21 protein-coding genes are annotated in these 19,870 nt (G+C 61.6%); 8 read left to right on the top strand and 13 right to left on the bottom strand.

Annotation, left to right across the window (positions count from 1 at the left end):
- The first annotated feature begins 547 nt into the window (after window positions 1-547).
- A complete protein-coding gene (locus CKO27_RS19115) occupies window positions 548-1,198 on the top strand; it encodes a thiol:disulfide interchange protein DsbA/DsbL (RefSeq protein WP_200376515.1) in 651 nt (216 codons plus the stop codon).
- 201 nt (window positions 1,199-1,399) lie between these two features.
- On the opposite strand, the gene CKO27_RS19110 is transcribed toward CKO27_RS19115, so the two are convergent.
- The 10 genes from CKO27_RS19110 to CKO27_RS19065 form a co-directional block, all read right to left on the bottom strand.
- Window positions 1,400-2,833 carry a BCD family MFS transporter gene (locus CKO27_RS19110; RefSeq protein WP_200376519.1) on the bottom strand — a complete coding sequence of 478 codons (1,434 nt, stop codon included), beginning with the start codon at window positions 2,831-2,833 and terminating at the stop codon, window positions 1,400-1,402.
- Between the two features lie 444 nt (window positions 2,834-3,277).
- Window positions 3,278-3,436 carry a light-harvesting antenna LH1, alpha subunit gene (gene pufA / locus CKO27_RS19105; protein WP_200376514.1) on the bottom strand — a complete coding sequence of 53 codons (159 nt, stop codon included), beginning with the start codon at window positions 3,434-3,436 and terminating at the stop codon, window positions 3,278-3,280.
- 36 nt (window positions 3,437-3,472) lie between these two features.
- A complete protein-coding gene (pufB, locus tag CKO27_RS19100) occupies window positions 3,473-3,613 on the bottom strand; it encodes a light-harvesting antenna LH1, beta subunit (protein ID WP_007043386.1) in 141 nt (46 codons plus the stop codon).
- 92 nt (window positions 3,614-3,705) lie between these two features.
- Window positions 3,706-3,918: a light-harvesting antenna LH1, alpha subunit gene (pufA, locus tag CKO27_RS19095; protein ID WP_200376513.1), complete on the bottom strand. Its 213-nt coding sequence runs from the start codon at window positions 3,916-3,918 to the stop codon at window positions 3,706-3,708.
- Between the two features lie 17 nt (window positions 3,919-3,935).
- Window positions 3,936-4,079 carry a light-harvesting antenna LH1, beta subunit gene (gene pufB / locus CKO27_RS19090; RefSeq protein WP_200376512.1) on the bottom strand — a complete coding sequence of 48 codons (144 nt, stop codon included), beginning with the start codon at window positions 4,077-4,079 and terminating at the stop codon, window positions 3,936-3,938.
- A gap of 655 nt (window positions 4,080-4,734) precedes the next feature.
- A complete protein-coding gene (gene pufA, locus CKO27_RS19085) occupies window positions 4,735-4,896 on the bottom strand; it encodes a light-harvesting antenna LH1, alpha subunit (RefSeq protein ID WP_200376511.1) in 162 nt (53 codons plus the stop codon).
- Between the two features lie 36 nt (window positions 4,897-4,932).
- Window positions 4,933-5,073 carry a light-harvesting antenna LH1, beta subunit gene (gene pufB, locus CKO27_RS19080; RefSeq protein ID WP_007043386.1) on the bottom strand — a complete coding sequence of 47 codons (141 nt, stop codon included), beginning with the start codon at window positions 5,071-5,073 and terminating at the stop codon, window positions 4,933-4,935.
- Between the two features lie 92 nt (window positions 5,074-5,165).
- Complete coding sequence (gene pufA, locus CKO27_RS19075) at window positions 5,166-5,384, bottom strand: light-harvesting antenna LH1, alpha subunit (protein ID WP_200376510.1); 219 nt, start codon at window positions 5,382-5,384, stop codon at window positions 5,166-5,168.
- A gap of 16 nt (window positions 5,385-5,400) precedes the next feature.
- Window positions 5,401-5,544: a light-harvesting antenna LH1, beta subunit gene (gene pufB, locus CKO27_RS19070; protein WP_007042216.1), complete on the bottom strand. Its 144-nt coding sequence runs from the start codon at window positions 5,542-5,544 to the stop codon at window positions 5,401-5,403.
- 285 nt (window positions 5,545-5,829) lie between these two features.
- Window positions 5,830-6,273, bottom strand: coding sequence for a hypothetical protein (locus CKO27_RS19065; RefSeq protein ID WP_200376509.1), 444 nt, complete (start codon window positions 6,271-6,273; stop codon window positions 5,830-5,832).
- Between the two features lie 183 nt (window positions 6,274-6,456).
- Between CKO27_RS19065 and CKO27_RS25035 the strand changes: the two genes are divergently transcribed.
- From CKO27_RS25035 to CKO27_RS19035, 7 genes are all read left to right on the top strand, one after another.
- Window positions 6,457-6,585, top strand: coding sequence for a hypothetical protein (locus CKO27_RS25035; protein ID WP_276570184.1), 129 nt, complete (start codon window positions 6,457-6,459; stop codon window positions 6,583-6,585).
- Window positions 6,586-6,686: 101 nt separating this feature from the next.
- A complete protein-coding gene (gene dmeF, locus CKO27_RS19060) occupies window positions 6,687-7,694 on the top strand; it encodes a CDF family Co(II)/Ni(II) efflux transporter DmeF (RefSeq protein ID WP_200376508.1) in 1,008 nt (335 codons plus the stop codon).
- Between the two features lie 94 nt (window positions 7,695-7,788).
- The gene (locus CKO27_RS19055; protein ID WP_200376507.1) at window positions 7,789-9,255 is read left to right on the top strand and encodes an ATP-binding protein; all 1,467 of its coding nucleotides are present in this window, start codon (window positions 7,789-7,791) and stop codon (window positions 9,253-9,255) included.
- Window positions 9,256-9,289: 34 nt separating this feature from the next.
- Window positions 9,290-9,994 carry a response regulator gene (locus CKO27_RS19050; RefSeq protein WP_200376506.1) on the top strand — a complete coding sequence of 235 codons (705 nt, stop codon included), beginning with the start codon at window positions 9,290-9,292 and terminating at the stop codon, window positions 9,992-9,994.
- 387 nt (window positions 9,995-10,381) lie between these two features.
- Window positions 10,382-11,092 carry a VPLPA-CTERM sorting domain-containing protein gene (locus CKO27_RS19045; protein WP_200376505.1) on the top strand — a complete coding sequence of 237 codons (711 nt, stop codon included), beginning with the start codon at window positions 10,382-10,384 and terminating at the stop codon, window positions 11,090-11,092.
- 505 nt (window positions 11,093-11,597) lie between these two features.
- Complete coding sequence (locus CKO27_RS19040) at window positions 11,598-14,237, top strand: glycosyltransferase (protein ID WP_200376504.1); 2,640 nt, start codon at window positions 11,598-11,600, stop codon at window positions 14,235-14,237.
- Window positions 14,238-14,471: 234 nt separating this feature from the next.
- Window positions 14,472-14,864: a septal ring lytic transglycosylase RlpA family protein gene (locus CKO27_RS19035; RefSeq protein WP_200376503.1), complete on the top strand. Its 393-nt coding sequence runs from the start codon at window positions 14,472-14,474 to the stop codon at window positions 14,862-14,864.
- Window positions 14,865-14,910: 46 nt separating this feature from the next.
- On the opposite strand, the gene CKO27_RS19030 is transcribed toward CKO27_RS19035, so the two are convergent.
- The 3 genes from CKO27_RS19030 to ppc form a co-directional block, all read right to left on the bottom strand.
- Complete coding sequence (locus CKO27_RS19030; RefSeq protein WP_200376502.1) at window positions 14,911-15,933, bottom strand: ABC transporter permease; 1,023 nt, start codon at window positions 15,931-15,933, stop codon at window positions 14,911-14,913.
- Between the two features lie 3 nt (window positions 15,934-15,936).
- Window positions 15,937-16,818 carry an ABC transporter ATP-binding protein gene (locus tag CKO27_RS19025; protein WP_200376501.1) on the bottom strand — a complete coding sequence of 294 codons (882 nt, stop codon included), beginning with the start codon at window positions 16,816-16,818 and terminating at the stop codon, window positions 15,937-15,939.
- A gap of 174 nt (window positions 16,819-16,992) precedes the next feature.
- On the bottom strand, window positions 16,993-19,797 hold the full coding sequence (gene ppc / locus CKO27_RS19020; RefSeq protein WP_200376500.1) for a phosphoenolpyruvate carboxylase: 2,805 nt from the start codon (window positions 19,795-19,797) through the stop codon (window positions 16,993-16,995).
- Window positions 19,798-19,870 lie beyond the last annotated feature (73 nt).

The following is a 19,870-nucleotide window of genomic DNA, read 5'->3' as shown; positions in this document are numbered from 1 at the left end:
CTTAACCCAAATCTTGACACCCTCACTCCTAAACCAGGAACCCGATCCCCGGCCCGGCATCCAAGCCTCCCGCCCTCCTCCTCGAACGGCCGCGCAGTCTAACAAATTACAAATGCCCGTCAAGACCCAACAGCAACGGTACGCTCAAGCTCAAACTCAAACAACAGAGCCTTCAAATAAGACGAACCCTCCCACTCAAGAATTGGATTACCCCGCTTGTTCCGAATGCGCTAGCGCTCGGAGGTACCGCGACAGGAGCCGCGATTACCCTCTTTCAACCTTGGATCCAGGGCACGACACTATGTGTCGGCAGCGGACGGGCCAAATCGAACCCCTCGTAGACTTACGCAGACCATCCCTGTTCTTGACGACAGGTTTTTGCGAGGATGAACACTATCTATAGGATGCTCGGGCAAATCCCTGCCAACTGATCGTTAACCTCCCTTGTCGTCTTCGCCGCCGCTCCTGCCTGGATCCCGCGGAGAAAACAGGGATTACCCGCAGCCCAATAGCCATCTGAACAACTTAAATTTTCTGGAGATTTTCGATGATCTTGAGTCGCAGACATTTCAGTCAGATCTTGCTTGGCGTCATCACCGCGTCCGTGGTGCCCCCCACCCTCGCGAATCTCGTGGAAGGACAGGACTGGCGATCGATCAGCCCCCCGCAACCGAGCGACACCCCGAATAAAATCGAAGTTCTGGAGTTTTTTTCCTACGGTTGCCCACATTGCAGCACGCTCAACCCCCTCATTAAGTCATGGGAGCCTAGGCTAGCGGAGGATGTCGTTTTGCGGCGCGTGCCAGTCACTTTTGGGCGCCAGGCATGGGCCAATCTCGCCCGCTTGTACTATGCGCTGGAAAGCACGGGGGATCTGAGCAGACTCGACCAGGATGTGTTCGACGCCTTGCACGAACAGCGTGCGAAGCTATATACGGAACCGGCGATCATCGAATGGCTGAGCGGCAGGGACGTCGATACCAAAGCCTTCACGGACGCCTTCAACTCCTTCGATGTCCAGACAAAGGTAGGGCGCAGCGACTATCTGGTCGGCCGTTACCAAATCGACGCAGTACCAACGATCGCGGTCGCGGGACGTTACGTGGTTCTGGGGAATCGGGCGAAGGGGCTTCCTGGTCTTCTGGAGATCGCCGACCAGTTGATCGAACAAGTACGCAACGAAGCAGCCGCCAGCTAATCCGATGAGCCGAGCGTGTTCCATCAAGGATATCCGATGCATCCAAGGCAGGTACGCACGGACACCATGCCGGGACATTTTCCGGGCGAGCGAGTCTAGATCAAGTGTTTAAACGCAAACAAAATATCTGCTGACTTAGCGGATGGCCCCCAGAGGAGATCACGGGAGGCCATCCGTGGAGGCGAGTCCGCTGACTCGCGATCAGGGAAGATGATCGAGGCCGATTTTCGAAGGCCCGCGTACTGGATCCGCGCTACGTTTCAACGCAAGCGGAGCGATGACGATCAGCGCGGCAACCACCAGCAGCATTTCGAAGGCATATACAGCCGCGTACCCAACCGCTGGACCGACCCAATCGGCACCTAAAGCACCCGAACCCGCGACTCCAGAGACGACATCACGCATGACTCCGCCCAGCGCCAGCGCGATTCCATTCGACGTCGCCTGAACCGCGCCCCAGGCCCCAAGGGCAAGCCCGCTGTGCTCTCCGCTTCCAGCCAGATCCATCGCTGCGGTCAATGTGCCAACCGCTAAAAGCCCACCGCCGAATCCTATCAAGGCCGTACCGATGCGGAACACCGCGACCGAACCTGACGTCGCCGCGAAAATGACGGCCGAGAAGGCCAGGAGCCCAAACAAAAGCCCAACGGCGCTCAGCGTATAGGCTCTGCCGCCTCGCCCAAGAACAAAACCCGACAGAACAAAAGCAACCAGGGTTCCCGCAGCCCACAAGGCCGTCAGCGCCGTGGTTTGAGAGACCGTCATTCCCAGAACCTGCCCCCCATAGGGCTCGAGCAGAATATCCTGCATCGTGAACCCTGCGGTTCCGAGCCCAACGACAACCAATAAGCGACTGGCCCGACCACCTCTGACAAAAGCGCGCCAGGTTTCAAGAAACGGGGGCCGCGTTGCTCGACTGGCCGCACGGACCGGATCAACCGCTTCCTGCTTCCACAAGGCAATCAAATTCAGCGCGATCGTCGCGACCGCGGCCCCCTGAATCAGCTGAATCAAAAGTTGCTGCGAGAAATTCGTCAATAACTTCCCGAACAGCAGCGCACTGAGCAACATACCTAGCAGAAGGGTCACGTAGAGTAGAGCGACCACTCGCGGGCGCTTATCGGGCGGGGCAAGGTCGGTCGCCAGGGCAAGCCCTGCCGTTTGAGTGGTATGCAAGCCGGCTCCGACCATCAGAAACGCTAGCGCGGCGCCAATCTTGCCAAGGATATTGAGACTGTTCGCGGAATCGGCCAGCAGCAGCAATGCGAACGGCATGATCGCAAAGCCACCGAACTGCAACATGCTGCCAAACCAAATATAGGGAATGCGGCGTAGCCCGAACGCGGAATGGTGATAATCGGAGCGATGCCCGATCAGTGCTCTGAATGGGGCAAAAACCAACGGCAGGGCCACCATGGTCGCGACCAGCCAGGTGGGAACACCGAGTTCCACGACCATGACCCGATTAAGCGTTCCGGTGAGCAGAACCATGGCAATCGCGATCGAAACCTGGAACAGCGACAAACGCAGCAGGCGGCTCAGAGGCAGATCTGGCGTCGCCACATCCGCGAAAGGCATCAGCTTCTTTACGAGTTCGCGCCAGGCGAGTAACCGTGGATCTATTGGTTGACTCATGCCGATATCATCTCCAAAAGCTTGATTTGGGGTACCGCGATTAAATCCGGTCAGGCCCGATGCACGCCAATAGCCATCGAACACGACCGCGCTCGGCCCTCATGAACCAAACGTCCGCCGCGCTGGATGTTGACGCGAGAAAGGCGGGATGGTACGCCCCCGCGAGCCTCATTGGAAGGTTCGGGGTAGATCCTTGACCATGAATCGACACCGAAACGGAGGACAACACTGACGTAGGCATGACAAGGGCGCGTTCCACGAAACGCCAGGGGGACAAAGAGGGGGACAAAGCAGAAGTGAAGCACAGGCGGAGCGAACTGGAAACACACGGTGGACAGAACACGCCAAACTATTCCGCGCTCTATCCACCGCTTTGACGCACCTTGAGGTACGTCGGCCGGAGCCGTTGTCAACTTTCGATGATCGACTCCGATCCGTGGAGGATCACTGCCAGCCGAGACCGACCGCGAACACGACCCAATGCACGGCGATAGCGAGCACCAACAGGGCATAGAAGATGGGCATCAGCCAGGTAGCCGGATTCACAACCAACCAGATCTTCCAATCGTCTTCGGGGTTTCTCGGCTTTGCGACGTCGCTCATTGTATTGACCTCTGTAAGTAGAGAATTAAAACCGGTTTACCACCAAGGATTGGCAGCGATCACGAACAGGTGAGCCAGAGCGGCCAGACCGACGAACGCGGTGTAGGTCACCTTGAACTGCTCGTGAAATTCTTTCGCCTGCTGATCGGTCAAACCCGACAAGGATTGCTCGGCCATTGGTATGCCTCCCAAAGGAATGATTGAAGTGCCTCTGCCTTGACAGACGGCGATTGTTCCACCGCGACAAACAGTGTCGCGACGATACGAATTCAGCTAGCTGGCGCGGCCTCGACCGGAGCGGCCTCGACGGCGGCGGGCGCGGCAGCGTGCCAGCCCTGGCCTTCCAGCGAGAAGGCGACGCCATGAACCAGCAGCGCCGTGACGAGAACGGCGATCAGCGTCGGGATCAGCCAAGTCGCGGGATTCACGACCAGCCAGAATTTGTAATCATTTTCGAGCGGCTTGTAGCCCATGAATTCCATTGTCATTACCCCTTAAATTAAAACCAAGGTTTCGCCGCGATGACGAACAGATGTGCCAGAGCGGCCAGACCCACGAACGCGGTGTAGGTCACTTTGAACTGCTCGTGGAATTCTTTTGCCTGCTGCTCGGTCAGACCCGACAGACTCTTCATATCAGCCATTGTTGGCCTCCGTAAATACTGAATGTCGCCACTTACGATACCGAGTAGAAACATGTTACCGAGGTTACGGCTAAATGGATCCTCAACATGTTCCTAGCTGGTCTTGATACTTTAGGATCCTTGCTAGATCCTGGGTGTCATCTTAGCTTGACACGAAAACATGTCAAGACTTTTGGACACTGAAACTTGTCGCCCGTCAGTTAGGCGGACATCCGTCGTCATGACACAAGGCGGCCAAGCCGATGAAATCCACATCGTCGCGCTTGAACAGCCGTCGAGGCACATGACCGTGACGCGGGCCGCGCCCTAGAGGAGTTCGCCGCGGATGTTTCGGATTCACGGCCGACGAATGAGCTAGGGCTAAGGCCACTCGCTTGGATCAAGCCAGTCTTGCAGCTCTGGGCCGCACGCCAGGAGGATGATAGACCCACGCAAAAGAAGAAGAAGAGGGCAGTAGCGCGGAAACAAGAAAGAACCAGCATGGCTGCCGGTTTCAAAGCCAGAAGGTGGAACCCCAGCAAACCGCTGCGACTCCAAACCTTGGTTAGAAGATTAAATCAGCAATACGTTTTTGGCACAAACGCGCAGGGCGTGCCAGATGCACGCCCATGCACTTCCAGTAACCCTAAAGCCACCGGATATCTCAGCTACGCGATTACGCGCTCCAGCCGAGACCAACAGCAAACACAACCCAATGGACCGCGATGGCAATGGCCAGAACGGACAGCAGGATAGGCATCAACCAGGTAGCCGGGTTCACAACCAACCAGATCTTCCAATCGTCTTCGGGGTTTTTCGGCTTTGCGACGTCGCTCATTGTATTGACCTCTGTAAGTAGAGAATTAAAACCGGTTTACCACCAAGGATTGGCAGCGATCACGAACAGGTGAGCCAGAGCGGCCAGACCGACGAACGCGGTGTAGGTCACTTTGAACTGCTCGTGAAATTCTTTCGCCTGCTGATCGGTCAAACCCGACAAGGATTGCTCGGCCATTGGTATGCCTCCCAAAGGAATGATTGAAGTGCCTCTGTCTTGACAGACGGCGATTGTTCCACCGCGACAAACAGTGTCGCGACGATACGAATTCAGCTAGCTGGCGCGGCCTCGACCGGAGCGGCCTCGACGGCGGCGGGCGCGGCAGCGTGCCAGCCCTGGCCTTCCAGCGAGAAGGCGACGCCATGAACCAGCAGTGCCGTGACGAGAACGGCGATCAGCGTCGGGATCAGCCAAGTCGCGGGATTCACGACCAGCCAGAACTTGTAATCATTTTCGATTGGCTTGTAGCCCATGAATTCAATTGCCATGACTATATATCTCCCACTACCACCAAGGATTCGCCGCGATGACGAACAGATGTGCCAGAGCGGCCAGACCCACGAACGCGGTGTAGGTCACTTTGAACTGCTCGTGGAATTCTTTTGCCTGCTGCTCGGTCAGACCCGACAGACTCTTCATATCAGCCATTGTTGGCCTCCATACTCTGGATATGTGATGTCGCCACTCGCACCGCAACGGAACATGGGACAGCTAACCGCCGGTGCATGTCATGTCCAACTTCTCGGACTTGAAACCTGTAGGACCCATCGAGATCCTGGGTGTCATCTTAGCTTGACACGCACGGATGTCAAGCAGGTTTTACATGCACGAATCCGAGACGCGGCCAGCCAGCGACTCCCCGGCTGAAATCGGCCCGACAGCCAGCCACTCTCGGGGCGATCCGGCCAGGAAACGAAGGTTCGTCCCCGTGCTTTACTCGAGCCAGCCTTTGAGGAGACTGATGAAAACAGCCATCAGGGCGATGCCGACCGTCGCGATGACGGCGACCTTGCCCATGTAGAACACCATGGAAATGACCGGCTGGATACTTGGCAGAGCCACCGGATCGCCGTCGGTTTCTGGCGGATCGCTTTCGGCCGCGCTGGACGTATCCGTCCGCTCGGGAGCCGGCGATGCCATGGCCCCGCCCGTCCTCGACTCCGCCGGCACGAGCGCATAAGGAGCCGTGCTGGCGACACGGAAGAAGCGGATGTTCTGGTCATCGCCATCCTTGCCCATGACAACGAATTCCGTATCGACCGCCAACCGCTCGATCTTCGCAAACTCCGACGCGAAGGCTTCAACAGCATCCGCGTCTCCCTGATGCTCCCAGGATGATGACTTTTCTGGCCAGGTTCTTTTCGCCGCAAACTTCACGAGCACTTCCTCTCTAGATTCGGATCAACGAAGGGCCTTGACGTATCGTCAACGAGACAGCGAAAGCGAGCCGCATGGAATCGACGACACTCAGGGGATGAAAAAGTCAGATCGACGGGGCCGCCGCCAGCGGCCTCGAAAGCTGGAGTTTGCTCACAAGATTCAGGGGATTGTATTTCTCGCATGCACGATTGTCACCGTATCGCGCTCGATCTCGGGCCACCACTCAAGGCGGCGACACGCACGACCGACCTGGCGCGACTCCAGACGCCGCCCACGACGCCCGTTTATCCCGCTAACAAGATCCATTAGCATTGACTCCGCCGCATCGGTCACGCCTGACGCCAGCTCGGAACCATACCTCCGGCCGCTACAGGCTTATCTAAACTCGACATTCGCGCGAAATCCTCACCATGCACACCCAGAACCCTCACCCCTGGCAGCACGACCATGTGTTCGGCCAGGACGCGCGGCGGCCTGGCGAGCGCAAGACGCTCCTCGTCATCCTGATCACCGCCACCATGATGGTCATCGAGATCGCCACGGGCATCGCCTTCGGCTCCATGGCCTTGCTGGCGGACGGACTGCACATGGCCTCGCACACCGCCGCGCTGGGCATCTCCGCCTTTGCCTATTTCTACGCCCGCCAACACGCCCATGACCCGCGCTACAGCTTCGGGACCGGCAAGGTCAATGCGCTGGCGGGCTTCAGTGGCGCCATCCTGCTGGCCATATTCGCGTTACTGATGGCCTGGGAAAGCCTGGCCCGCATGGTCGAGCCGGTGCGCATTGCCTTCGATCAAGCGATCACCGTCGCGATTCTCGGGCTGATCGTCAACGGCGTCTCCGTCGTCATCCTGGGCACTCGACACCACGACCATCACCACGGGGATAACGAGCCGGGCGAAACGAGCCTAACGCCGGGATCGGAAAGTCACGATCAGGATCATCACCACGGCGAAACCAGCCATCTTCACCACGACCACAATCTGCGCTCGGCCTACCTCCATGTTCTCGCCGACGCGCTGACCTCGCTGCTGGCCATTTTCGCGCTTTTGACCGGGAAATACCTGGGGCTGGTCTGGATGGACCCCCTGATGGGGCTGGTTGGCGCCGCGCTCGTCGCGCGCTGGTCCTGGGGACTGCTGGAGTCGACCAGCTCGGTTCTACTGGATCGCCGGGGCCCCGAAGCGATGCGCTCCGCCATCCGGGACAGCATCGAGAAAGTCGGCTCGGATCGCGTTTCCGACCTGCATCTCTGGTCGATCGGACCGGGGATCCATGCCGCGATCATCGCCGTCGTCTCGCACGAGTCACTCTCGCCGGAGGACATCAAGCAACGCCTGCCCCACCACCTCGCACTCGCGCATCTGACCATCGAAATCCATCGTTGCCCCGAAGAACAGGGCGCCAACGACTGACGGCCGCCAATCCGACTCCGACGGTCCGCGTCCTTAGAGAGCGGGCCGCCCATCCATCCATCTTTCTTGCAACCTGGGCGGCCAACATCCCGACATGCGGCTATCGATCCATTCCAAGCTGTTCCTCACCCTCCTCCTCGCCTGCGTCGTGGTGCTGACCGGGTCACACGCCTTCGTCCAGTGGTCGTTTCAGCGCGGTCTGGTGGAATTCGCCGACGCTCGCGAGCAAGAGCGGATCGCCCGCATCAGCGATCGCCTGGTCGACATCTACCGTCGCGAGAACTCCTGGGAACCGCTGGCCAAGAATACCCGCCTCTGGCTCTATGCCCTCATCGGACGTCGCGAGCCTCTCTTCGACCGGGGTTCCGAGCGGGATCGGTTCGACCGTCGACCGCCATGGATGCGCGACATCGAATCCGAACCCGGCGCCTGGCCACCACTGGAAACCCTAGAGCATTTGCGCGACCGGGGGCGGCCAGCCCCCCTGGAGCTTCGCTTGATGCTCCTCGACGCCGATGGCGAAATCCTCTTCGGGCGCGCCGCGCTGATCGAGGGCACCCGACGCTATCCACTGGAATCCGATGGCGAACACATCGGAGATCTCGCCCTGTTGCCAGGCTCGCCCGCCCCCGAAATGGCCGAGCTGCGCTTTCGAGCCACTCAGGGGGACCGACTCTGGATCATCGCGCTGGCCATGCTGCTGCTCTCCGCCGCCCTCGCCTATCCCCTGTCGATGCGGCTCGTCCGCCCGGTCCGCGGCTTTCAGGAGGCCGCCCGCCGACTGGCCGCCGGCGATTTCAGCGCGCGGGTGCCCTCGACCGGAGGCGACGAGATCGCCCGTCTCGGACGCGACATCAACGCCTTGGCCGCGGCCCTGGAGCGCAACGAGCAGGCGCGCCGGCGCTGGGTGGCCGACATCTCTCACGAGCTGCGCACCCCGATCGCCCTGCTGCGCGCCGAACTGGAGGCCCTGCAGGACGGTGTGCGGCCATTCGACCGCGCCTCGGCCGATGCCCTGCATGGCGATGTCCTGCGACTGGGACGCCTGGTCGACGATCTCTACGAGCTGTCCACCACGGACATGGGCGCGCTGGGCTATCGCATGGAGGACACGGATCTCTCGGAGGTCTTGAGCGCGGACATCGACGCCTTCAGACGCGCCTTCCAGGACGCCGGACTCCAGCTCGAGTTCGCCGACACGCTCACCGAGCCCGTCACCCTTCGGGCGGACGCGCACCGGCTCTCCCAGCTCTTCCGCAACCTCATCAGCAACAGCCTCCAGTACACCGACCCCGGCGGCGGCCTGACCGTCCGGCTTGGCCAGAGCGAACGCCTGCTGGTGATCGACTTCCAGGACACCGCCCCTGGGGTGCCGGCGGACGCCCTGCCGCGCCTGTTCGAGCGACTCTACCGGGTCGACGCCTCCCGCAGCCGCCATACCGGTGGCGCGGGACTCGGCCTCGCCATCGTCAAGAACGTGGTCGAGGCCCATGGCGGCGCCATCTCCGCGGATGCCGCCCCGAGCGGAGGGCTCTGGATCCGCGTGACCCTACCAACCTGATACCCACCCAACCACGCCGAGGATCGACCCAGCCATGCACGAGCAGGACACCCCACTCATTCTCATCGTCGAGGACGAACCGCGCCTCGCCCTGCTGGTCGCGGATTACCTCAGGGCCGCCGGCTACCGGGTGCATCATCTGGCGGACGGATCGCAGGTCGTCGAGTGGGCGCAGCGCGAGCATCCCGACCTTGTCCTGCTGGATTTGATGCTGCCGGGCAAGGATGGGCTGACCATCTGCCGGGAGATTCGCGCCGAGAGCCAGACCCCGATCATCATGACTACGGCCCGCGTCGATGAGATCGATCGGCTGCTGGGGCTGGAACTCGGCGCCGACGACTACGTCTGCAAGCCCTACAGCCCGCGCGAGTTGGTCGCGCGGGTGAAGGCGGTTCTGCGCCGAACCTTGACCCCGGAACGCTCAAGCGAACCCGGCCCCCTGAGCCTTCAGTCGGACCAGCTCAGGGTCCGCTCGGGAAACCGGGAGATCGAACTCACCGCCGTCGAGTTCGCCCTACTTGAAACGCTCCACGGATCGCCCGGCCGAATCTTCTCGCGCGACCGGCTCATGGACCGTATCTATCGGGACCATAGGGTCGTCTCCGATCGGACCATCGACAGCCATGTCAAGAAGCTCAGACGCAAGCTTTCCGAGCTGCTGCCCGACCAGGAGGTGATTCACTCGGTCTACGGAGTGGGGTATCGGTACGAGGCGTCGACGGACGAACCGCCCCCGTAAACAGCCCCCGCGCACCCTCACGATCAGGGGCACCACATCGAATCGCACCTCGATCTGTCTCTAAACTGTGACAAACGGATCCTGTCAAGTGCGACTCAAGGCCTTGATAGACATGCAACAACCAGGGAACTTTTGATCCGCGTCAAGGTTATGTGACGCTCTCATCTCGAGTCTCTCGGCGCCAAAATCCAGCCCTCGGCGCCACTTCAGACCCAAGCGTCTGAAAACAAAAGATTATAAAGCCGATGATCGCGGACAGCGCTGTTGGCACGATAACCGCTTAACACAAAGTAATAATATGGTCTTTGGCGCTCGCATGCGATTCGGTCGCCTATTCGCCCCCTACGGAATTTGTCTTGAAAGCGGATTTGGATCGGAGATGACGAAATGAAACTATTGAATAATTTTGTAGTGGCTGGCGGGCTGCTCCTAGCGCTTGGCGGATCGGTAACGGCGCAGGCGGCCACCTTCAATTTCGCGACCGACACATATACCAAAACCGGCACGGTGTATAAATGGACCGGAGATGATGGCATTACTACCGTGGAAACTACCGCATGGACGGTACATGGAACGACGCCGACGGACAAGAACGTCACTCTTGGCATCTACGACACTGGGCTCGGCGTCACCAACAACAAGGACGGTTGGCGGAATGATGACAGTGCCGACCACTGGCACACCATCGACAACTCAAATGGAATTGATTACATCAAGCTGGATTTCTCGGAAGCTGTGAAGATCGAGCAAATCGTGCTCACCATCTGGCGCACCGACGGCGACATGACTCTAGGCTATGGGGGTTACTCTGCCGGCAACCTACATATTGATACAGATAAGGGATACCTCCAGGAGTGGACAATCGACCTAACGTCGGATGAGGACAAAACCATCGATGAAATCCTCGACAGTCAATGGCGGATTTTTGCACAGACTTCTTGTGGAACCGGAGGAGATCCTGACTGTACCAACGACGGCTTCAAACTAAAAAGCGTCACCGTCTCCGCCGTTCCGATTCCCGCCGCGGCCTGGCTGTTCGGCTCCGCGCTGCTTGGCGTCGTTGGGATCGGCTACCGTCGTCGAGAGATCGAGGTCTGACTCCAGGGTTTTCGCGCCCGAATGACACCCTGAGCGGGTCGCCATACCCAAACGAAACGACGAGACGAGCGCGCGAACCCGTCGTGACGGCTCGGGCCAACCCGTCGGATCCGAACCAAAGGCCCCGCCCGACACGGCGGGGCCTTTCCATTTGCGGGAGGCCGTCTCACCTCGCCACGAACGGATCAGGCCCTCACCCGAGAGCAGGCTCACTCGCCCTAAACCCAAACCCCGGATCAGGCTATGATGCGCGGGCGCGGTTCGGGGCGCCGCTCATCGGTCCCGCTCCGGCGTGTGACGCTCCATCCGATGAGGCCACTCATGGACCCCGGCCTTTGCATCGCCCTCCAGCCTGGCCGCCGCCGACCGGCTATTTCACGGCGTTCGCGTCCGGCAAGGGGCTAGCCATCCCGATCGGAGTGCTCCCAAGCACCACTACATCCTAGCCACATCGTATGAACGGCACGGATCCGACCCCTGAATCGACATCAACCAGCACTCCGCCATGAATCGTTCCATCAATTTCGTCATCCCCATTCTGATCGCCGTGCTGACGGTTTTGGCCTGGTGGCTGTTGAATCGGCCCGGCGAGGAGCCGCCATGGCCGACCCGCATCCAGGGCTTCTCCTTCGCGCCCATGCGCGCGGACGACGACCCCAGCCAGAAGCGCTTTCCCAGCATCGCGGACATCGACGCCGATCTCGCCCTGCTCAAGGGCCGCACCCATGCCGTCCGCACCTATACGGTGGAGAGCACACTGGCGGAAATCCCGCGTCTCGCGGAGGCCCATGACCTGAACGTGACGCTCGGCGCCTGGATCGGCCCCGATCAGGACGCCAACTTGATCGAGATCAAGCGCCTGGGCGAGGTGCTCGCCAAGGGGCATCGCAATATCGTGCGGGTCATGGTCGGCAACGAGGCCATCCTGCGCGACGACGTGAATGTCAAGGATCTGGTCGACTATCTGGATCGCGTGCGCAAGCTCACCTGGCTGCCGGTCAGCACGGCCGAGCCCTGGCATGTCTGGCTCAAGTACCCCAAGCTGGTCGAGCACGTCGACTTCATCACCATCCATCTGCTGCCCTACTGGGAGGGTGTGCCTCTGGAGCAGGCGGTGGATTACGCCGTCAATCGCTACAACCAGGTGAAAGAGGCTTACCCCGATAAGCCCATCATCATCGGCGAGGTCGGCTGGCCCAGTAATGGCCGGCGCAACCGGGGGGCGGAGGCCTCGGCCGCCAATCAGACCCGCTTCCTGCGCCGCTTCCTGGAGAAGGCGGAATCCGAGCAATACGTCTATTACGTCATGGAAGCCTTCGATCAGCTCTGGAAGCTGAAGACCGAGGGCGCTACCGGAACCTATTGGGGCGTCTACAACGATAATCGCGAGCCCAAGTTCGAGTTCACCGAGCCGGTCGTGCGCATCCCATACTGGCGCGAACTGGCGGGGCTGTCGGTCGTCATCGGGGTGCTGCTGCTGGTCTTTCTCTATCGCGACAGCACCACCCTATCCAAGCGCGGCAAAAGCTTCCTGGCCCTGATCACCTACGCGACCTCGACCGCCGCCGTCTGGATCGTCTACGACTACACCCGCCTCTACATGACGCCGGCCACGACCATCGTGGGGCTGTTGCTGCTGATCGGCGGCCTGGGCGTCATCGTGCTGCTGATGGCGGAGGCGCATGAATGGGCGGAGTCGATCTGGCTGCGCAAGTGGCGTCGCCCCTTCCCGCTGCGCGCGGTTCCGGACGACGAGCTACCGTTCGTCTCGGTGCATGTACCCGCCTACAACGAACCGCCGGAACTGCTGGTCCAGACGCTGGATGGGCTCGCCGCGCTGGACTATCCGCATTTCGAGATCCTGGTGATCGACAACAACACCAAGGATCCCAATGTCTGGCAACCCGTGCAGGCCTATTGCGAACGGCTCGGCGAACGCTTCCGTTTCTTCCATGTCGATCCGCTCGCGGGCTACAAGGCCGGGGCGCTGAACTTCGCCCTGCGCGAGACCGACCCCAAGGCCGAGGTCGTCGCCGTGATCGACGCCGACTACATCGTCAAGCCGCTCTGGCTGCGTCACCTGGTTCCCGCCTTCTCCGATCCGGAGGTCGCGATCGCCCAGGCGCCGCAGGATTACAGCGACGCCCATCAGAACGCCTTCAAGGCGATGTGCATGGCCGAATATCGCGGCTTCTTCCATCTCGGCATGGTCACGCGCAACGAGCGCAACGCCATCATCCAGCACGGCACCATGACCATGATCCGGCGTAAGACGCTCGACGAGGTCAATGGCTGGGCCGAATGGTGCATCACCGAGGACGCGGAACTGGGCCTGCGTCTGTTCGAGGCCGGTCACAAGGCGCTTTATATCCCCTGCACCTACGGGCGCGGCCTGATGCCGGATACCTTCGCGGACTTCAGAAAGCAGCGTTACCGTTGGGCCTATGGCGCGGTGCGTATCATGCTGCGCCATTGGCGCGAACTCCTGGGCGTGCGCAAGACCGCGCTGTCCGCCGGACAGCGCTATCACTTCGTCGCCGGCTGGCTGCCCTGGTTCGCGGATGGCTTCAACCTGCTGTTCAACTTCGCGGCGCTGGCCTGGTCGGTGGCGATGGTTGTGGCCCCGCTCAATATCACCCCGCCCTACATGACCGTCGCCCTGGTGCCCCTGGTGCTGTTCCTGTTCAAGATGTCGAAGAGCTTCTTCCTCTATCGACGTCGGGTCACGGCGACCCTGCGGCAGAGCTTCGCCGCCGGGCTCGCGGGGCTCGCGCTCTCGCACACCATCGCGCGCGCCATGTTCGGCGGACTCATCACCGGGAAGCTCGGGTTCTTTCGCACGCCGAAGATGGCCGAGGCACCCGCGGTCATCCGCGCCCTGGCCGATGCCCGCGAGGAGGCGCTGTTCGCCTTCGCCTTCCTGCTCGCGGCGGTGCTGGTCCTGATGCGCGATGATGGCTTCATGCTCGATGTGCGGGTGTGGGCGGCCGTGCTCGTGGTCCAGGCGATTCCCTATCTGGCGAGCGTACTGGTCTCCCTGACGAGCGCCTGGCCGCATCTCTCGGCCAAGCTGGTCGGCGCCATGACGGACATGAACTGCGACGATGCCAAGGGAGCGAATCGACCGATCAGCCACGAGGCGTGATGGATAGATAGCGCTTTGAAATCATTGATGTCCTTACCCAAGGATTGAAGCGCATTCAAGGTTCGGGCGGACAGCCCGAACCCCCGCCTCGCACACAAGTGTGAAACTGGTCACGAGATCAGGGTTTACCCCATATAGGGTTTTCCCGTAAACTCCAGCCTTTCCTAGTCAACGAAGGGAATCCGGTCCGCGTCGCGGCACCGTGACTTCCTTCGCACTAAAGAGGTTGGCTCCATGAAGAAGACGCTTATCACCGCCGGGCTGCTGGCATCCTTACTGCCCTTCGCCAGCACGACCTTAGCCGATGGCGCAATCCGTCATGTCCAGAAAGGGACCGCATCCTTCTATCACGACAGTCTCCACGGCCGAAAGACCGCCAGCGGTCAGGTCTACAGCAAGCATCGGCTCAGCGCCGCCCACAAGACCCTGCCGCTCGGTACCAAGATACGGGTCACCGACACCAAAACCGGACGCAGCATCGTCGTTCGCGTGAACGATCGCGGACCCTTCGTGAAGGGCCGCATCCTCGATCTATCCAAACAGGCCGCTCAGGAGTTGGGCATCGTCAAGCGCGGAGTCGCCAAGGTCGAGGTCAAGGTGCTGGGCTCGGACCGCCGCGGCAGTTGATCCAGCCTCGGACCGCCAGCCGATCGCCATCGGCTGAAGCGGCCCGCTACTCCCACCGGAACATCCAGGTCGCCAGGGTCAGGAAGCCGGCCGCCAGCGCCAGCAAGAGTCCGATCTCCGGCAGCACCTCCAGCACCCCGGCCCCATCGATCATCACCTCCCGGGCGGCCGCGACCACATGGGTCAGCGGCAGCGCGGACGAGGCCGTCTGAGCCAGGGCGCTAGTGCCCTCCATCGAAAACCAGACCCCGGACAACAGCAGCATCGGCCAGGACATGAGATTGAGCAGTCCGTCGGCCACCTCCTCCGTACGCAGCCGCGCGGCGATGATCAAGCCGAGGCTGATGAGACAGAGTGAACCGGCGACATAGACCAGGAAGAGCGCCAGATAGGAGCCCCGCATCGGGAAATCCAGCAGAAGCGCCGCGCCCAGATAGACCACCAGACTCGCCGCCAGCACCACGATCAGTCGCGAAACCACCTGCGCCGTCAGGAATTCCCAGGGACTCAAGGGCGTGGCCTTGAGCCGCCGCAGCACCCCGTTCTTGCGATAGCGCACGATCACCCAACCGACGCCCCAGAGACTGGAGAACATGATGTTCATCGCCAGCACGCCCGGCAGCACCCAATCGACATAGCGCAGGGCTTCGCCGCTCACGGTCTGACGCTCCGGCGCGACTCCCCCCGGCGTCGCATAGGCGTCGCGCAGCAGACGCTCGGCCAGATAGCCCTTGGCCGAGTTGAGATTCACCCAATAGACCGGCTCCGCGCGCGGATCCAGCAAGAGATCCAACTGATGACGCTCGACCTTGATGACCGCCGCCTCGGGTTCGGTCAGGGGGACGAAGCCGATGTGTTTGAGGGCGAGGAACGGCGACTCGACCGACGCCAGATCGCCATCCGGGGTGACCACGCCGATCTTGAGCAGATCCTCCCCATCGCCCTGGAAGATGAAGGCGAAGGCCAGGACCATCATGATCGGCATCAAAATGTTCCAGCTCAGACCGGCCCGATCGCGATAGAACTCACGATTGCGGGCGACCAGAACGGCAATGATGCGTTTCCACATGGGTCAGGTCCTGAGTGCGTGTCCAGTGAGTTTCAGAAAGAGATCCTCCAGATTCGGCGTCGCCACCCGCAGGCCGCTCAGATCCGCCCCGATCCGTTCCAGTTCGGCCAGCATCGGCGTGACCTCCTCGGCATGGAACTCGATTTCGCCGTTGCGCTCCAGGGCGTCGGGCGGCAATGGCCGGTCCGCCGGCCAGGCCGAATCCGGCAGCCGGATGATCCGCGAGGGAAAATGCTCGCGCACCAGTTCCTCCGGACGCCCCTCGGCGATGATGCGCCCCTGGTCGACGATCGCGACCCGGTCGCACAACCGCTCCGCCTCCTCCATGTAATGGGTTGTCAGCAGCACCGTCGTCCCGCGTCGGCGCACCTGTTCGATCAGACCCCAGAAATTGCGCCGCGCCTGGGGATCGAGCCCGGTGGTCGGCTCGTCCAGGAAGACCAGCTCGGGCGCGTTGACCAGGGCGATCGCCAGCAGCAGACGCTGGCGTTGCCCGCCCGAGAGCTTGCGGGTATCGCGATCGAGGATATCGGCCAGATGGCACAGCCGGATCAGTTCCTCGCGCTCCGCCGTGCGCCGATAAAGACTGGCGAACATCGCCAGCGACTCCTCCACGGTTTGGAAATCCTGCAAGGCGGTCGCCTGGAACTGGATCCCGACGACCTCCCGATAGTCACGCCCCAGCGGCTGGCCCTTGAAGCGCACATGGCCGGAGGTCGGCGTCTGAATGCCCTCCAGCATTTCGAGCGTCGTCGTCTTCCCCGCCCCGTTCGGCCCCAGCAGACCGAAACACTGGCCGGATTCGACCCGAAAGCTGATGCCATCCACGGCGCGCACGCCGGGATAGAGCCGAACCAGATTCTGGGCTTCGATCAAGGTCGTCATGGGCTAGAAGTCCCCGAAGTGGTCTCATGCGCGCGCTCCAACCCTCGGCACGGCGCATTCCAAGATAAACATTGCGTTTGAGCGGGCGAGCGAGCGAAATCGATCGCGCCAAGACGGATTCCAGCTCAAGAGAACCCTCGGCGAACCGCCGCGAATCCAAGCGCCACCCCCACCCTACCCCGTATTGCGCATCCCCGCCGCGATGGCGTTGATGGAGCGCAGCAGCGGGTCCAGCCATTCCTCTCGTTTCCCTTCGTCCTGCTCGGTGCGGTAGCGCTCCAGGAGGGTGACCTGGATGTGGTTCAAGGGGTCCAGATAGATGTTGCGCCGCGCCAGCGAGAGTTGCAGATCCGGGGTCTCCTGCATCAGCGACCGGAGCCCGGCGACGTTGAGCACCTGGGTCAGGGTGCGGCGGTATTCGTCCTCGATCAGGCCGAAGATGACCGCGGCTTGTTCCGGGTTCTCGGCGAGACGGACGTACTCGCGGGCGATCCCCATCTCCGCCTTGAAGAGCGACATCTGGGTGTTGGAGAGCAGGGCGCGGAAATAGGGCCACTCCTGATACATCTTCTGGAGCTTGGCCAGACGCCCCAGGTCGTTGTCGCGATAGCGCTCGATGGCGCGTCCGATACTGAACCAGGCCGGCAGGGTAATACGCGACTGGCCCCAGCCGAAGACCCAGGGGATGGCGCGGATGGAACCGAGCGAGCGGTCGGCCTTCTTGCGATGCGAGGGACGCGAGCCGATGTTGAGGAGCGCGATGCCGTCCAGCGGGGTGCATTCGTAGAAGTAATCGAGGAAGCCCTCGGTCTCGCGCACCAGCTTGCGGTAAGCCTCCTCCCCGTACCGGGCCAGCTCGTCCATGATGCCGAGATAGTCGTTACGCTCCTCCTCCGGCGGCTCGATCAGACAGCGGCTGGCCTTGATGAGACCGCTGATGCCCATGGTCAACTCGTAGCGGGCGGTCTCCGGGTTGGCATAGCGGTAGGACAGCACCTCGCCCTGCTCGGTGAATTTGATCTGGCCATGCACCGTGTCGACGGGCTGGGAGAGGATCGCCTCGTGGGTCGGACCGCCACCACGCCCCACGGTGCCGCCGCGGCCATGGAAGAGCCGGCAGGCGACACCGCGATCGTCGGCCAGGGCGATGACCTTCTTCTGCGCCTCGAAGAGGTTCCAGCTCGCGGAGAGGATGCCGCCGTCCTTGCAGGAATCCGAGTAACCGAGCATCACCTCCTGCTGATTGCCCGAGGCCTTCAACAGGGCCTGATAGGTTGGGTTATCGAAGAGGGTGCCCATGACCTGCTCGATATGGCTCAGGTCTTCAATGGTCTCGAACAGCGGCGAAACCTGAATCCCACAGAACCAGCCCTGATTGTCCTTGCCGACCAGTCCGGCCAGGCGTGCCAGCAGCATGACCTCCATGACATGGCTGGCGGCGTGGGTCATGGAGATAACGTACTGACCGAAGACCTTCTCGCCGATCTCGGCGCGCATGCGCGCGATCACCTCGAAGACCTCCAGGGTCTCGCGGGTCTCGGGGGTCAGGGTCGCCTTATCGATCACGAAGGGGTGCGGATGGGCGATGGTCTCGGCCAGCGCCATCAGCCGCTGTTCCTCGTTGAACGCCTGGTAGAAGGGCGCGCCGGCCTGGCGGGCGAACAGCTCGGTGACGGCCTCGGTGTGGCGGGTCGACTCCTGGCGGATATCCAGTTGAACCAGGTGCAACCCAAAGGTCTCGGCCAGACGGATCAGATCCTGGAGCGGACCGGCCGCCGCGCTGGCGTCGCCATGATGGATCAGGGAGTCGCGAATCAGATAGAGATCGCTCAGGAACTCCGCCTCGCGGGTGTAGCCGTCGGGCAGTCCCTCGTAGTCGCGCCCCTCCATGCGGCGGCGGATCCGATCCAGATTGGCCTGAAGCCGATGCCCCATCATGGCGAGCTTGCGCCGGTAGGGCTCGTAGAAGAACCGCCGCTGACTCTGGCCCATGGTGGCGACCCAGTAATCCTCGTCGGCGTCCAGGCTGTCGAGCAGCGCGGGCGAGAGCTGGCAGAGTGAGTTGGAGTGACTGAGCATCCGGCGCAGTTTCTGGATTCGCTCCAGATATTCCTCCAGGACCAGCTCGCCATGCATGCGCGCCGCCAGCTCGGTGGTCTCCGGTTTGACGAAGGGATTGCCGTCGCGATCGCCGCCGATCCAGGAGCCGAAGCGGATGAAGCTCGGCACCCGGATACCGCAACTGGCCCCATAGTTGCGCCGCACCGCCTTTTCCAGAAAGCGATAGACCAGCGGCACGGCCTGGAACAGCGACTCGCGGAAGAAGTAGAGCCCCTGGCGCACCTCGTCGGTGACCTGGGGCTTGTGGACGCGCACCTCGTCGGTCTTCCAGAGGATCTGGATGTTGCTCAGGATCTCCTGAAGCTTGTCCTCCAGCTCCTCCTCGTTGAGCTTGCGCCGGTGCAGTTCCTCGCCGACCAGGAAGATGCGCCGGAAGGTCTCGGAGATGGTGCGTCGCTTGGCCTCGGTGGGATGCGCGGTGAAGACCGGCAGATAGACCAGGTGCTCCAGCAGGCTCTGAAAATTCTCCGGGCTGACGCCGTCGTCCCTGAACCAGCGGACCGTGTCGTCGAAGGAGCCGACCCAGAGCGGCTCGCCGGCCGCGATGCGGTCCATGCGCGCCAGGTGGGCGTTCAACTCCTCGGCGACATTCACCAGACCGAAATAGATGGTGAAGGCGCGGATGACCTCGGAGAGCGTCTGGGCGTCCAGGCTCTCGATGCGCTTCATCAGCTTGTCGCGCAGGTCGGCGTCTTCCTGCTCGCGCAACTGCATGAAGCCGTCGCGCAGACGCTCCACGATCACCAGCACACGCTTGCGGCTATGCTCGCGCAGAACCTCGCCCAGGAGAGCGGTATAGAGCTGGACATCGCGTTCCAGCGTCTGGGCCTTGGATAGGGATGGGGCTTGTTCGTTCATCGAGGCAATACTCGTTGCCGGCGACAGCAATAGAGGGATACAGGTAACCCGGATACTACCCTTTCCCAAGCCC

The sequence above is a fragment of the Thiocystis violacea genome (assembly GCF_016583575.1).
Taxonomy (GTDB): Bacteria; Pseudomonadota; Gammaproteobacteria; order Chromatiales; family Chromatiaceae; genus Thiocystis; species Thiocystis violacea.
Note: the sequence above shows the minus strand (reverse complement) of the source record. Positions and strands in the feature narration are given on the sequence as shown.

Bases quoted from the DNA above. Each gene is read 5' to 3' on its own strand.
- CKO27_RS19115 (WP_200376515.1), top strand. From the start codon at position 548: ATGATCTTGAGTCGCAGACATTTCAGTCAGATCTTGCTTGGCGTCATC.
- CKO27_RS19110 (WP_200376519.1), bottom strand. From the start codon at position 2,833: ATGAGTCAACCAATAGATCCACGGTTACTCGCCTGGCGCGAACTCGTA.
- pufA (WP_200376514.1), bottom strand. From the start codon at position 3,436: ATGAGCGACGTCGCAAAGCCGAGAAACCCCGAAGACGATTGGAAGATC.
- pufB (WP_007043386.1), bottom strand. From the start codon at position 3,613: ATGGCCGAGCAATCCTTGTCGGGTTTGACCGATCAGCAGGCGAAAGAA.
- pufA (WP_200376513.1), bottom strand. From the start codon at position 3,918: ATGGAATTCATGGGCTACAAGCCGCTCGAAAATGATTACAAATTCTGG.
- pufB (WP_200376512.1), bottom strand. From the start codon at position 4,079: ATGGCTGATATGAAGAGTCTGTCGGGTCTGACCGAGCAGCAGGCAAAA.
- pufA (WP_200376511.1), bottom strand. From the start codon at position 4,896: ATGAGCGACGTCGCAAAGCCGAAAAACCCCGAAGACGATTGGAAGATC.
- pufB (WP_007043386.1), bottom strand. From the start codon at position 5,073: ATGGCCGAGCAATCCTTGTCGGGTTTGACCGATCAGCAGGCGAAAGAA.
- pufA (WP_200376510.1), bottom strand. From the start codon at position 5,384: ATGGCAATTGAATTCATGGGCTACAAGCCAATCGAAAATGATTACAAG.
- pufB (WP_007042216.1), bottom strand. From the start codon at position 5,544: ATGGCTGATATGAAGAGTCTGTCGGGTCTGACCGAGCAGCAGGCAAAA.
- CKO27_RS25035 (WP_276570184.1), top strand. From the start codon at position 6,457: ATGCACGATTGTCACCGTATCGCGCTCGATCTCGGGCCACCACTCAAG.
- dmeF (WP_200376508.1), top strand. From the start codon at position 6,687: ATGCACACCCAGAACCCTCACCCCTGGCAGCACGACCATGTGTTCGGC.
- CKO27_RS19055 (WP_200376507.1), top strand. From the start codon at position 7,789: ATGCGGCTATCGATCCATTCCAAGCTGTTCCTCACCCTCCTCCTCGCC.
- CKO27_RS19050 (WP_200376506.1), top strand. From the start codon at position 9,290: ATGCACGAGCAGGACACCCCACTCATTCTCATCGTCGAGGACGAACCG.
- CKO27_RS19045 (WP_200376505.1), top strand. From the start codon at position 10,382: ATGAAACTATTGAATAATTTTGTAGTGGCTGGCGGGCTGCTCCTAGCG.
- CKO27_RS19040 (WP_200376504.1), top strand. From the start codon at position 11,598: ATGAATCGTTCCATCAATTTCGTCATCCCCATTCTGATCGCCGTGCTG.
- CKO27_RS19035 (WP_200376503.1), top strand. From the start codon at position 14,472: ATGAAGAAGACGCTTATCACCGCCGGGCTGCTGGCATCCTTACTGCCC.
- CKO27_RS19030 (WP_200376502.1), bottom strand. From the start codon at position 15,933: ATGTGGAAACGCATCATTGCCGTTCTGGTCGCCCGCAATCGTGAGTTC.
- CKO27_RS19025 (WP_200376501.1), bottom strand. From the start codon at position 16,818: ATGACGACCTTGATCGAAGCCCAGAATCTGGTTCGGCTCTATCCCGGC.
- ppc (WP_200376500.1), bottom strand. From the start codon at position 19,797: ATGAACGAACAAGCCCCATCCCTATCCAAGGCCCAGACGCTGGAACGC.